Below are 14,253 nucleotides of genomic sequence, written 5' to 3'. Positions count from 1 at the left end.
ATTGTATCCTCTCAGCGACAGCACTGCTGCCGGACACATTCTCTTTAGTCGCCTGACTGATATGTACTCCTCTTTCTCAAAACCTTTGATATATAATTAGTAAATATCATAAGTTACATGTTCTTCATTGTCAAGTTTGGCTGTCAGTGCCATCCTTCCGGGGCATATCGGCCACTTGCGTCTTGTGGAGCAGGACGATCTCGCCTTTTTTGCCACCTTTGACCTCATAGAGGGCATTGTCTGCGGCGTACATGTAGTCCCAGAGCTTGTTGGTCTCAAGGGGAACGGAGTTCCTGATACCCTGGGATATTGACAGATACTCCTCAGAGCCTGCAAGACCGCTCTCTATCTGCATGGAAGCCACTGCCGAGCGAAGATTGTCTGCATAGTTCATAACCTGATCGTCTCTTAGACTCTCATAGATAATGACGAATTCATCTCCACCGTAGCGAAAGCCGTGAATCCTGGGATTGTCCCTGGATATCCTGGCAATCTGAGAGGCGATCTTCTTAAGGCACTCGTCACCGGCGGGATGCCCGTAGGTATCGTTGTAGTGCTTGAAATTGTCCACATCCAGGATCTCCACCGCAAGAAGGGTCCTGCGATTATAGGCATTGTCGAAGGCCACGTCAGCGAATTTGTTAAGCGCCAGTCTGTTGCCAAGACCCGTCAGCGGATCGGTCTCCGCCTGCTTCTGTAAAAGAGTGTTCTCCTTCTCTATCTCCGAGAGCTTCTTGCGGATACCGGAGAAGAACTTGTAGTTACTTATGATCTCCTTGTTCTGGAGCATGCTGTATTTGTAGAAATCCTCGAGGGCCTTGCCCTTCTCCCTGCTGTCGTCCACTCTTTCATAGAGCTGCACGCGAAGGGATGCCGCCTGGAGCTTGAGATTGGTTATGTTAAGGTCGTCCAGGGATCTCTCGATATTCTTGATTGTGCCAATGGCCTCATTAAGTCTTCCCGTCTCCATAAAGAAGCGGCATATTCTGAAGATATCCTCCATATTGTCCAGCGGATATTTGTTCTTCTGTATCAGATAGGAGAGCTTGTCGGAATAAGCCTGATATTCTTCCATCCTGCCAAGATAGTGGTTGGCCCTCATTCTGATGTCAAGAATCGGCACATCCAAAAAGTAATCCCTGCTGCACCTTAGGTCCGCCTCGATCTTGGCTATACCCTCAAGGCACTTTGCCACAGACTCACGCTTATCCAGCTGCATATAGCAATCCGCTTCGAAACAGTAGCAAAAAAGAACATTCCTGTAATACAGGCTTTCTTTCTTGTTCTTCCTGATATCCCTGTAGGCTGCCCGGATATGGGACAGTGCCTCCTTCACATCACCGTTGTCGTAGTAGATCTGACCGATGTTGTATCTGATAATGCCCGGCACAACGCTCTCATGCATGTTCTCACAGTATTTGAGTCCTGCGTAGAAAAAGTCCAGGGCAGGCTCCTTGGTGCCGTGGTTCATGGCGTCAATACCAAGGAGATTGTAGCACCTTGCCAGATGCTCGTAATCCCCGCACTGCTGAAGATATTCTATTGCCTTGAGAAGATTGGTGTTGAATCTGCGATAATTGGTGCTTATCTGGTAATAAGCATCTGCCAGATAGTAGTAAGCGTAGCCCAGTAGATTAATATCATCTACGGCCTTGGCCTTTCTCAATAGACGATTGCATATGTTGATAAAACTGCCCGACATGGAAGACCTGGCAGTCATTAGTTCCCTGTTAAGTCTCTGAACATCTAAATCATAATCCTCTATTCTCATACCCGCCCCTCGCTAAATCCGAATTATGACCAAAAGAAATATAAATAATTCTACAATACCAAGGTGCCTATCGCAAGAAAATAAGGGAATAAAAAAGGACCGATTTTTCGCCCTAATATTTTCGGATTCCGCATGGATAGGGTATTACAAGAATTTAAACGACACATCTGTCATATTCAAATATGGTTTACATAATGTATTTGACCGAATCGGTCAGATAACAATTTTTTAACGGTTCTTGGTTCTATTTCACAACAACTTGTAAACCCACTGTTTTAGCGGTCTTTGATTTTTACCCTTTCAGGTAATCCCCAATTTCCACAGAGTTATCCACATGACACACATGTCGTAAACATCTAACAATTTTGTGATTTTTCTGCTTTTTTCATAAATTGTATCTATTTTAGCATCAATTAAGTACAAATAGCGGTTTACATAAATTAGTAATTTAATTTTATATGTAAACCATTTTGCCTCATTTTTATGATAAATCGTATATATTACCCTTGTTTTAGTGGTTAGAACCCGCTCCAGAACTGCCCTGCGGCTGTTTTGACCGTTTCGGTTAATACCCGCTTACACCCCTTCCATTCCCTCGGAAACAGACTTCTGTATCCGGTCTGCATAAAGCGGTCATCAAGAAGGGCCACAACGCCTCTGTCCTCTTCTGTTCTGATAACTCTTCCCGCTGCCTGAAGGACCTTGTTCATCCCCGGGAACTTATAGGCATAGTCGTAGCCGTCCTCTCCCTGTTCATCGAAATAGCTCCTTATGATCTCTCTTTCGTTGCCCACCATGGGAATGCCGCAGCCCACTATGATAACTCCTATAAGACTGTCGTACTTAAGGTCTATTCCCTCACTGAAGATTCCGCCCATGACGCAGAAGCCCAGGACGTTTTTGTCCTCCACGATCTCAAGATCCATGTTGATGATCTTGGACAGGTCAAGGTTATTTCCTGTGGAAAAGCGCTCCAAAAAGGCCTCCCTGGAGGTCTCACTCATATAGTCCTGTTGAACTAAAAGCTCTGTGGTCTCCTCGTCGAAGAACTCATTCTCATAGATCTCGCCCACTTCCTCCATGAACTGATGGGAAGGGAAAAAGATGAGGTAATTGCCGCTTCTGGCCTTAACAATGCTGTCTATATAAGAGGCGATCCTGTGGTACTGCTCCGGGCCTCTTTTGGAATATTTGCTGGTGACATCCGCTCCGATGAAAAGCCCAAGCTTGGACGGGTCAAAGATGGATCTGGCATAGATTTCAAAGTCCTCAGCCGTGCCTCCAAGCAGCTTTTTGTAATACTGAATGGGCAAAAGTGTGGCGGAAAAGAGTATGGTGCTGCGCCCTCTTCCCATGCACTCCGCAAGGTTCCCGGAAGGATCCACGCAGCGAAGCCTTAGAAGGAAGCTCCCATCCTCAGCAAATTCGCTGTAGATCACATATTTGTCATCAAGCTTGTCATAGATAACAAGGAATCTGTGGAGGTCAAAGTAAAACAGAAGAAGTTCCTCTCTGCAGGGGCCCTCTGAATGATCCTCCAGATACTCGGAAATAATGGTAGAGAGCCTGTTAAGGGCATTTGCCAGCTTCTCGATTGAAGTTATGACCTTGCAGCCGTCACAATCTCTTTTGAGTTCCAAAAGAAGCTTGTTGCACTTATCAAGGTGTCCGGCGATGCTGGGATGATATTCCTTGATGGTATTCTTAAGCTCAAGAAAGCTCTCCTTGCGAAGAACGGCGCTGTACATCTCCCTGCCTCTTTCAAGGAGGTTATGGGCCTCATCCACAAGGAATACGTAATCCGTTTTGAGGGCATCGGAAAAGAACCTTCTAAGATATACGAAGGGGTCAAAAACGTAGTTATAGTCGCAGATCACGGCATCAGCCCAAAGGCTCATGTCAAGGGACATCTCGAAGGGGCAAACCTGGTATTTTGTGGCATACTCCACTATTTTTTCCCTGTCGAAGCTGTCCTCATGGGTCAGCAGGTCAAAAATGCAATCGTTGATCCTGTCATAGTGACCCTTTGCATAGGGACATGCCTCGGGATTGCAGTTCCTCTCCTCTTCTCCGAGGAAACAGATCTTGTCCTTGGCTGTAATGGTAACGCTCTTAAGACGAAGCTTCTGATCGTTCCTCAGGATATCAAAGGCTTCCTCGGCAACGGTCCTTGCTATGGTCTTGGCTGTCAGGTAGAAGATCTTGCTGGTTTTGCCCTCACCCATAGCCTTAACGGAGGGGAAGACGGTGGAAATGGTCTTGCCGGTACCTGTGGGGGCTTCGAGAAAGAGTTTTTTGCCATGGACGATAGTTCTGTAGACACCGGCGGCGAGATCCTTCTGGCCCTCTCTGTAGGGGAAAGGGAACTGAACAGCCTTGATTGATGAAGTCCGGAGGGTCTCCCACTCGCACTCGAAATCAGCCCATTTCCTGTACTTGGAGATGAGGTCAAGGAACCAGGTCATGATCTCGTCGTAGGAAAAGGACTTGTCGAAATACCTTTTTTCCTCAGTATCGATATTGCAATAAGTTATTCTGATGTTGATCTCCGGATAGTGTCTGCCCGCAAGGTACATGGCGCCGTAGCACATGGCCTGGGCAAGATGAAGGTCATCCGCCTCTCTCATTCTGGAGAGGTCTCTGTAGGTTCCCTTGATCTCATCGATCATGGGTACGTACCTGCTGCCTGGAATGAAGGACTCCTGAGATGCCTCCAGCTCAGATATTGGTTTGTCGAAATTCTTGTCGAGAATGCCGTCGGTTCTTCCCTCCACCACCAGCGCATATTTTTCCGCATCATAGCTGTAGCTTAGGGGCACCTCGGCGTGGTAGTCCGGTCCCATACTCTTTTGAATCATGCGATGGATCCTACTGCCCTCAAGCATGGCGTCGGGTGACGTCTGATGTATACGATTGTCTATGTTTCCGCTTCTTAGGATGAACTCCACAAGACCGCGGACCGATATTTTTATCTCCATTAAGTGAATGATCTCCGATGAAATGTAATAGGAGCACAACAGAAAACTCCCTATGGCACATTTTATACCATAGGGAGTCTTACTACCACTTTAAATATGAAATTGTATCTACCGATTATGCTACGGTAAGTGAATTGAGCACCTGCTCAAAGCTCTGGTCGTAACCGCTGTACTCAACTGTGAGCTTCTGTGTAAGATCAAGACCGAAAACTCCCAGGATTGACTTAGCGTCTACTACGTACCTGTTATAGTATATATCTACATCGAAATTACATTTAGTCGCAGCATTGACAAAGTCCTTAACCTGTGCGGGTTTCAGCATAATATTTTTCTTAATTACGTGTCTAAACATATCTCCTACTTCCTTTCCACAAATGACCAAACGTCAACTAAATCGTATAAGTAAACGTTTAAGTGAATGCTTAGTAGAATATACCCTCTTGGCATCGATTTGTAAATAGGATTTTGTGAACAAACGGTGAAAGATTTTCGAATTTTTTTATAGATTTTTTATACTTTATTTCGCTAATGTAATAAAAAAAAATGTATATATATTGTAGAAAAATATTCAATGTTTTGAGATAAACTATTGCAATAAGAAGCGTTCCGCTTTAAGATGTTAAATAGTAAAAATTTAGGTAAATTGGAGTTTATCAGATGGAAAACCTTAAGATTCCCAAGAAATACGAATGCGCCCTGGATCTTCACGATACCCAGGTCGGCATCAAAACAGTAAAAGACTTCTTTCAGGGCATGCTCGCCACAAGACTTAACCTTCAGAGAGTAACCGCTCCTTTGTTTGTTACTCCCGAGTCAGGTCTTAACGACAACTTAAACGGTGTTGAGCGCCCGGTTTCTTTCGATATCCTGAACGAGAATCAGCGTCCCGCCGAGATCGTTCACTCTCTCGCCAAGTGGAAGAGATACGCACTCAAGAAGTACGGCTTCAATGTTGGCGAAGGCCTCTATACGGATATGAATGCCGTTCGCAGAGATGAGATTCCCGACAACATCCACTCCATCTTCGTTGATCAGTGGGATTGGGAGAAGGTCATCAGCAAAGAGGACAGAAACCTTGATTTCCTCAAGGAAACAGTAAGAAACGTATACAAGGTTCTCAGAAAGACAGAGAAATTCATGTCAATTCAGTATGATTATATTGAAGAGATCCTTCCCGACGATATTTTCTTTATCACAACCCAGGAACTGGAGGATATGTTCCCGGCCAACACTCCCAAGGAGCGTGAGTACTACATCTCCAAGGCTAAGGGCGCTGTCTGCATCATGCAGATCGGCGACGAACTTGCTTCCGGAGACAAGCACGACGGCAGAGCACCTGACTACGATGACTGGCAGCTCAACGCCGATATCATTGTTTACTATCCTGTTCTGGATATTGCTCTTGAGCTGTCCAGCATGGGTATCCGTGTAGATGAGAAGTCCCTTATGAGCCAGCTTGAGAAGGCAGGTTGCACAGAGCGTGCTAATCTTCCTTTCCAGAAGGCAATTCTCGACAAGGAGCTTCCATACACCATCGGAGGCGGTATCGGACAGTCAAGAATCTGCATGTTCTTCCTTAGAAAGGCTCACATCGGAGAGGTTCAGTGCTCTATCTGGCCCGAGGAGATGGTTGCCGAGTGCGAGAAGAACGGAATTAACCTTCTTTGATCCTGCCATATTGATAATGATCTGTTTGGGAAGCCCGTTTAATATGGCTTCCCATTTTTTTGCCGGTTGTTCCGGCTATTGCAGAAACGGAGATTTAATGAAAAACACAATACACCAGATAATTCAGGAAACAATTAAGCCAAGGGCAATCCTCGTTGGACTTAACGTAAACAGAAGCGATCTCGAATTCGAGAGATCCATGAATGAATTAAAAGAGCTGACCAAGGCCCTTGACCTGGAGGTGGCAGCAGTGGTGACCCAGTCCCTGTCCTCTCCCGACAACAGCACCTATATAGGAAGCGGCAAGGTGGAGGAAATCAAGGATTCCCTCGATGTCTTCGATGCGGATATCATCATCTTCAATGACTCCCTCTCTCCCATGCAGCTTCGTAACCTTGAGAAAGCTCTGGACACTGAGGTCATGGACAGAACAGGCCTTATCCTACAGATTTTTGCCTCAAGAGCCAAAACAAGAGAAGCAAGACTCCAGGTTGAATATGCACAACTTCAGTACATGCTTCCAAGACTGGCCCATATGCGCACCTCCCTCTCAAGACAGGGCGGCGGCAGCGGAAGACTCTCCAACAAGGGTTCCGGAGAGAAGCAGCTTGAGCTTGACAGAAGACGCATCGAACACCGCATGGCCGAGCTAAGAAGAGAACTGGAAAACGTGGAAAAAGAGCGTGATACCCAGAGAAGCAGAAGGCTTAACTCAGGAGTTCCCAGAGTCTCTCTTGTGGGCTACACCAACGCCGGCAAGTCCACAATCCTCAACAACATGATCAGAAATTACGGAAGCGACGGTCAGGATGCGGATGAGAAGCTGGTTCTTGAAAAGGACATGCTCTTTGCTACCCTTGATACTTCCGTAAGAAGAATAAATGCCCCGGGTCACAGACCCTTTTTGCTGGCGGACACGGTAGGTTTTATCAGTGAACTGCCCCACTCCCTTGTTAAGGCCTTCAGGTCCACTCTGGAGGAGGCTAAATATGCTGATATTCTGCTGCAGGTCATCGATTTCTCAGACCCGGAGTACAGATATCATATGGATGTCACCAGGGATACTCTCACTGAGATAGGAGCAGGTGATATTCCGGTCATATATGTTTTTAACAAGTCAGACCTTGTGCAGAAGGAGCAGGAGGAGAATTCCCAACTGGTGATGGATGTCCCAAGGTCCATGGATGACAGGGTATATATCTGTGCCAAGGCTGAGGACAGTCTCGAGGAGCTGATCTCGGTGATCGAAAGAAAGCTCTCGGAGGGCGCGTCGGAGTGTGAACTGCTGCTCCCCTATTCTGAAGGCGGTATCTTAAATGCCCTGACTCAGGGCGGAAATGTACTGTCCAGTGAGTATCTTCCCGAGGGAATAAAAACGGTCGCCAGACTTACGCCTGCCGACCGAATGAAATACGCTAAATATATATCGGATTGATTGCTGTTAAAGGGCATCAGCCAAGCTGAACCTGCTTGCGGATGCTCTTTTCGTTTACCTCTGCCTTGACGCGGTTAAGTGCCTTGTGTACGGCGGGAATCAGCAGAACGATGATCGTAAGTACTGCCTCTGCTCCGATGTAGGAACCGTTGTAAAGGGATGAATAAACAACGGGATGCATTCCCTCGGGAGCATAAGCTGCGAAGAATATCACGCCGGAGAGAACGGAGAATATGAAACGACCGAATATTCCAACAAGATATCCGATGATCATTCCGTTCTTTTTCTCATAAAAGAAACCTGCAAGGCCAAGGGCTGTGAAGGCCAGCACGTAGTCGCAGACAAGCTGAGGAACGCTGATGATATAGGGATCAACGATCATCTGGAGAAGTCCGTAGGCAAAGGCAGCTGAGATGCTGACTCTGGGTCCGTAGAGGTATCCGATGAAGGTTATGAAGAACATACTGAAAAGTGTTACGCTGCCGCCCATAGGAAGCTTGAAGAGCTTGATATTGGACATTACAAAGGCGAGTGCGATGCAAAGAGCTGAAACAGAAATCTGCTTGATGCTCATTTTGCCCTTGCCGTCCTTGTTGGTAAAATAGCTGATGGCCATGGCCGCTACCACAAAGAGAACAAACATTAAGGCATAGCCGCCCTTGGTGAGACTGTAGGTTACGTCTCCGTCTTCAATTACTTTTTCCAGAAATAAATACATATAAAAATCCTCCCCTGATGGATATCCGCTTCAGAGGAGGTTATTATTTCTTGATTGTGGTGTATCAGTCAGACTGTGTAGATGTGGTCTGTGATGTAACCGTTGCTTCCCTACGCCGGCACTATCCGGATCAGGTAATAAGGGTTAGACGCGCATAACGCATACACTCTCAGCATAGCTCCCCTAGCGGTTTATTTAGTTCATATCCATTAAACACTTGACGGGGGCTGTTGTCAAGAGGGGATATTGGTTTCCCGGAAGGGGGATCAGGGAGGGGGAGTTGTATGGGCGTGGGAGGGGGGAGGGGCGCTGAAGAATGGCAGAAATGCTCGCCGCTCTTTCGCTTGGATTTATGGCTTTGTCAAAATACCGCAGCGTATCTACGGCTCTAAACTCCGCCCGGGATGGGTTAATATGGTTACCCGGAGGTGCTGTGGCCGGGCGTCAGACAACGAGCCGTGGGCAGATACGTTGCGGTATTTTGACAAAGCTCATAAATCCTGGCGCTCTCTCACAGGCGAGCATTTCTGTCATTCTTCAGCGCCCAGCTAATGCCCCTCCCACGCCCATACTACTCCCGACTCCTCCCTGAGATCTCCTGCCACCACGGATAAAGTCAGATATATTACTGTATGTGAATTCTGATACACAATGTTCGTAAAAATCAGGTACACATTAGCTAAGAAAATTAGATACACATTAATAGAGATAATCAGATAGAATAAACGTAGATACAATAATGCAATCTGGTTGCATTAGTTAAGTGTAAACATGGCAAAAAGATCAGATGAAATGTAATATGAAACCCTATGACAAAATAGTGAACATGAGTGTTAAATATTAGCATTAAAAAACAGATGCACAGAAGCTAAAATACTAGCAATTAAAAAACATCATAATCAAGAGGAGAAATATTGGATAAGTATTTGATATATATGAGAAGTAAGCTGAATAGAGATACTTCAAAGAGTGTAACGCCGGGCACTTACATGGTTTATGGGGTGGTGGGGGCACTTTTTGCGTTGGCGCTGACAGTGCTGTTTAATGCGCTTGGGCTGGTTGAGGCTGAATCATATCAGAAGGTGGCTAAGTCGCAGTTTGGTGTTTTTGAGTCGCCGGTTATGATGATGCTGTTGTACTGCGTATTTACTCCGATTGTGGAGGAAGTAGTGTTCAGGTTCGTTATTTATAACAGTCTTAATTATGCAATAAAAAAGGACCTGTGGGCCCTGATGTTGTCGTCTTCGCTGTTTGGGATCTATCATATGAATCCGGTGCAGGGGGTGTATGCATTCCTGATGGGAGTGGTGATCTGTTATTGCTATCGCAGGTCGGAAAGTATTTTTGTCCCAATAATAGTACATGCCAGCGCTAATCTGATAGCACTGGCATACACCATTTTTTTCTTATGAGGGGTTTACAACTATTTGTGCATTAGTCCACCGGAATTGTAGAACTGTATTCAGTTTAACAGCAGATTTGTCAGATAACTTATCAGATATTGCGGGCGATATGCGTAAATTGCTCAAAAAAACCGTCTTTTGGGGTGACCAAAAACCGGTTTCCAATAAGCTAAGTAACCATGCATTCCGCAACCGTTTCCACGTTATCAGTTTCCAAATATAACAAAAATGTTCACAAAAAAATCACATATTTCCTTGGTTTATTATGCTATTTTCACATCAAAATCCCATTTTGTTACATTTTACGCAATATTCAGAGGAATCACAGTTCCGAATCTGAAGGAATAAATATATATCTCCTTTACTTTCTTGCCTGTGGCTGCTTCCAGCGCTCTCTTGTAGTATTGGAGCTGTATGCTGTAGCGCTGTACCAGTTCCTCTTCGGTATCCACTCTGTCGGTCTTGTAATCCATGAGAACGATGTCGTCGCCCTCAAAGAACCAGGCGTCAACGATTCCCTGTATAAGAACTGTCTCCTCAGGCGGGAACTTGGAGTCCAGGTCAGCTGCGGAGATTCCCATCATGAAGGGCTTCTCTCTCATGAGATTACCGGTTCTGTAGGCCGTGGCCATACGCTGTCCCAGGGATGAACCCAGGAATCTGGTGACATCTGCAGACCAGACAGACTGCGGGTATTCCGGCGGGATCACTTTTTTGTCCGCCAGATCCTTCATCCATACATAGATTCTCTTGGATATGTTGTCCAGATCTGTTCCCTTCATCTTCCTTGTCTTGGAAGGTTCAACGTCATCGAAGATCTCTGCCGCATTATCAGTAAGCTTCTTATCTCCGAAGATATTCTCGTCCAGAAGCTCCATGATCCTGTGATAGGCGGTACCTCTGTCAGCTCCGGACAGGCGCTGTATCACCGCGGTCTTAACGTCAGCCGCGCCTTCTGTAGGAGCCTTTGCTACATCTTCCATATCGAAGGGCACCTCAATGGCATCCTCATCTATGAACTCAGCTTCTGTACCAAAGACCTCTCCCATTTCCTCGAGAAGGTGCTTTTTGAGCTCTGTAACGGTGGTCTTGGTGTATAGTCCCTTAAGATTCTCAAAGGCATATCTGCTCTCAAACTTATCCTTAAGCCTCTGGGCCAGCTCCTGATCAAAGCCCTCAAGGACGCCTCTTTTCAGCTCTTCCTTACGTAGATTACCCATCACATCGGCGATTATCATATCACGGCGAAGGTCTTCATCCTGAAGAGCAGTAACGCAGAAGGCAGGAAGGTCGCCTTTTTTATCAATGAATTTGACGTAGGTTTCCTTGTCTACTCCAAGCTTGTCCAGTGCTGCCTCGAAGCTCGGATGGGCAAGTACGGCGGGAAGTGTCCAGTCATAATAGCTCATGGCACCAAACCTTGCGGAAAACGGAAGGCGCACAGCTGCCTGATTCAGAGGCATCTTGTTAAGAGCCTTGGCAAGCTTATCTCCAAGTCCCTTGACGGAAGCTGTCATAATGAGCTTCTCTTTGGCTCTGGTAAGGGCTACGTAGAATATTCTAAGCTCCTCTCCAAGGCTGTCTTTGGTCATCTTGTCGGCGATAACAAGGCGCTTCAAGGTATCGTATTTGAGCCTGTGCTCCAAATCGATGCACTTTACTCCAACACCAAGATCCATGTCTGAGATAAGATCTCCCTTGGTGTCCCGCATGTTAAAGCGCTTACTCATCCCCGCTACAAATACAACGGGAAACTCCAGACCTTTACTCTTATGAATACTCATGATGCGGACAACATCGGCGTTCTCATCGATGATTCCCGCTTCGCCGTAGTCCACCTGAATGAGCTTAATGTGTTCAATATATCTGACAAAATGGAATAGTCCCTTGAAACTACTCTTTTCAAAGGTCACGGCCTTGTTAAGAAGGAGCTCAAGGTTGGCCTTTCTCTGATTTCCGCCGGGAAGAGCTGAAATATAGCAGTCAAAGCCTGTCCTGTCGATGATGTACTCCAGAAGCTCATGAACGGGAGTGTACACCGACATCTCCCTTAGCTCCTCGATGAACGTGATGAAGCTTCGGAGCTTGGCTGTGAGAGCATCCTCATCAGAGCTGCCTGCAAGAAGCGCCTTGATGGCTCCATGCATGGAATCCTGCTCTCTGGCCTTATCGTTTCCATTTATCATAACCCTTACCCGGGCCAGTTCCTCGTCGGAGAAACCTCCGATCACGGAGTGCATGACGCTGACAAGGGGTATATCCTTGGTGGGATTATTAAGAAGTGACAGGAGATTTAGCATCACCGCCACTTCGTAGGCTTCGAAGTATCCGCTCTTTGACTCCACGTAGGCAGGGATCTGCTGGCTCTCAAGTATTCTCTTAAAGCAGGTATCCCAGCCGCTGGGTGACCTTAACAATATGACGATATCCTTGAACTGCAGGGCCGGATTCTCCTGTCTTAAGGCATGGATCTTCTCGGCTATAGCAAGAGCCTCTTTTTCCCTTGCGCTGTAACCCTCAAAATCTGACAGATCGTGGAACGCTTCCGGTTCTTCCTGCGCTGCGGATACTACGCCTTCCATAGCTCCATCCTCGGGATCGTATCCGCCTTCCTCGTAGTCCTGCCCGCTGCCCTCCTCGGCTGCGGAAGCAGATGGAATATCCACCAGAAGTAGCTCCGGGGTAATGTCGTAGTCCGGCTCTCCATAGGCATCCTTTGCACCGAAAACAAGCCTGGCATCCGCGTCGTACTCAACGCCTCCAAGGTCTTTTCCCATTATTCTGTCAAAAATGTAATTGGTGATATCAAGAACCTCTTTGCGGCTACGGAAGTTCATGTGAAGGTCTATTCTTCTGTTTTCCGAAGCCCCATCCTTTACAAAGGTGCCAAGCTTATCCATGAAGATCTCAGGCCTTGCCAGTCTGAATTTATAGATACTCTGCTTGACATCGCCAACCATGAAGCGCTCTGAGATATCCGGCTTTTCCCCGGAGATGGACTTAAGGATCAGCTCCTGAACGTTGTTACTGTCCTGATACTCATCGATAAGTACTTCTCTGAAGAAGTTCCTGTATTCAAGGGCTACAGCCGTCGGAGTGCACATCTCTATTATTTCTTCGCAGGTCTTTCCGCGAGAACTCTCCTCATCAGGGTGATCTACGAGGATCCTGAGGGCAAAATGCTCCATGTCTGAGAAATCTATAAGGCCCTTCTCACGCTTTTTTTCATCAAAAAGAGCCTTGAACTTCAGCGCCAGTCTGCAAAGCTCATGTACAGCAGTGCTGCAGAGTTTCATCTGATCAAGAACGGTGCCGGCGGGCAGTGCCAGATACTTCTCTATAATTGTGTTTTTCAGCTTTTTCTTTACGCTGTCCCTGATGTCCTTGACGTTTTTCTTCTTGGACTCGGAGACGGTGTCATCCTTTTTCCTGGATAGGGTCTGGAACTGAATGACTCTTACTGCGTCAAAGAGTTCGTCGTAGGTCTTTTTCCCAAGGACAGCTTCAAATTGCTCAAGATCGTTCTGAATATTGTCACCGTACTGATGAGGGCCGTCGGGATCACAGCAGATCTTCTCAGCCGCCACCAGGTCATCTCTGCACTCGGCGAGCATCCTTAAGATGGTGTCCACGCAGTCCTGCACCCAGGGAAGACTGTCGAACTCGCCTTCACAGTCGTAGTCCTTCATTCTGTCGTTGATGTAGTCCTCGGGCCAGGGCATACTCATGGCGAAGTCGTAGAGCTGCATAATATAGCTGATTGCGGCCTCATCACTGCTGCCAACGCCAAAATAGTTCATGACGTAGAGGAAATCCGGATTCTGCCCCTCAAGGGCCAGTGCATATTCTTCCTCCAGCATGTCCTTCATGACTTCTTCCTGAACAAGCTTGAGCTCACCCTCGTCGCCTACACGAAATGAAGGGTCCAGGCCGATGTTGTTGAAGTTGTTCTTGACTACGTACTGGCAAAAAGAGTCTATTGTGGTGATCTTTGCGTTGTGGATAAGGGTCTCCTGCTTCTGAAGGTGCTTGTTGTCAGGTTCTTCCTGAAGCCTCTTCTGAATAGCCAGAGTGATCTTCTCCTTCATCTGGGATGCTGCGGCCTTGGTGAAGGTCACCACCAGCAGATGGTCGATATCAAGGCCTGCCAGCACCATCTGAATGATACGTTCGACAAGCACCGCTGTTTTGCCGGAGCCGGCAGCTGCGGATACCAGTATATTGGCGTTTCTTTGGTCTATTACCGCCTGTTGTTCCGTTGTAAATTTAATTGCCATATT

8 protein-coding genes and 1 riboswitch are annotated in these 14,253 nt (G+C 46.8%); of the genes, 3 read left to right on the top strand and 5 right to left on the bottom strand.

Going from position 1 to position 14,253, the window contains the following annotated elements:
* Positions 1 to 130: 130 nt before the first annotated feature.
* The 3 genes from G588_RS0105500 to G588_RS0105490 all read right to left on the bottom strand — a co-directional run bounded on the left by G588_RS0105500 (position 131) and on the right by G588_RS0105490 (position 5,101).
* Complete coding sequence (locus tag G588_RS0105500; RefSeq protein ID WP_022777758.1) at positions 131 to 1,771, bottom strand: tetratricopeptide repeat-containing diguanylate cyclase; 1,641 nt, start codon at positions 1,769 to 1,771, stop codon at positions 131 to 133.
* Positions 1,772 to 2,289: 518 nt separating this feature from the next.
* Positions 2,290 to 4,749 (bottom strand): ATP-dependent DNA helicase, encoded by a 2,460-nt coding sequence (locus tag G588_RS0105495; protein WP_022777757.1) that lies wholly within the window; start codon positions 4,747 to 4,749, stop codon positions 2,290 to 2,292.
* Between the two features lie 115 nt (positions 4,750 to 4,864).
* Positions 4,865 to 5,101 carry an HPr family phosphocarrier protein gene (locus G588_RS0105490; protein WP_022777756.1) on the bottom strand — a complete coding sequence of 79 codons (237 nt, stop codon included), beginning with the start codon at positions 5,099 to 5,101 and terminating at the stop codon, positions 4,865 to 4,867.
* 305 nt (positions 5,102 to 5,406) lie between these two features.
* Here G588_RS0105490 and asnA point away from each other — a divergent pair, with 305 nt between their 5' ends.
* A complete protein-coding gene (gene asnA, locus G588_RS0105485) occupies positions 5,407 to 6,417 on the top strand; it encodes an aspartate--ammonia ligase (protein ID WP_022777755.1) in 1,011 nt (336 codons plus the stop codon).
* A gap of 97 nt (positions 6,418 to 6,514) precedes the next feature.
* On the top strand, positions 6,515 to 7,852 hold the full coding sequence (gene hflX, locus G588_RS0105480; protein ID WP_026668600.1) for a GTPase HflX: 1,338 nt from the start codon (positions 6,515 to 6,517) through the stop codon (positions 7,850 to 7,852).
* A gap of 16 nt (positions 7,853 to 7,868) precedes the next feature.
* On the opposite strand, the gene thiT is transcribed toward hflX, so the two are convergent.
* Positions 7,869 to 8,570 carry an energy-coupled thiamine transporter ThiT gene (gene thiT / locus G588_RS0105475; RefSeq protein ID WP_022777753.1) on the bottom strand — a complete coding sequence of 234 codons (702 nt, stop codon included), beginning with the start codon at positions 8,568 to 8,570 and terminating at the stop codon, positions 7,869 to 7,871.
* A 90-nt stretch (positions 8,571 to 8,660) separates the two neighbouring features.
* A riboswitch (TPP riboswitch) is annotated at positions 8,661 to 8,765 on the bottom strand.
* A gap of 740 nt (positions 8,766 to 9,505) precedes the next feature.
* Here thiT and G588_RS0105465 point away from each other — a divergent pair.
* Positions 9,506 to 9,982, top strand: coding sequence for a CPBP family intramembrane glutamic endopeptidase (locus G588_RS0105465; RefSeq protein WP_196804946.1), 477 nt, complete (start codon positions 9,506 to 9,508; stop codon positions 9,980 to 9,982).
* A 293-nt stretch (positions 9,983 to 10,275) separates the two neighbouring features.
* Here the strand turns inward: G588_RS0105465 and addA are convergent, their stop codons facing one another.
* Complete coding sequence (addA, locus tag G588_RS21305) at positions 10,276 to 14,250, bottom strand: helicase-exonuclease AddAB subunit AddA (RefSeq protein ID WP_022777750.1); 3,975 nt, start codon at positions 14,248 to 14,250, stop codon at positions 10,276 to 10,278.
* Positions 14,251 to 14,253 lie beyond the last annotated feature (3 nt).

The organism is Butyrivibrio sp. AE3009, from assembly GCF_000420845.1.
GTDB lineage: Bacteria > Bacillota > Clostridia > Lachnospirales > Lachnospiraceae > Butyrivibrio.
The sequence above is the reverse complement of the archived record's forward strand: the minus strand, read 5'-3'. Positions and strand labels throughout refer to the sequence as shown.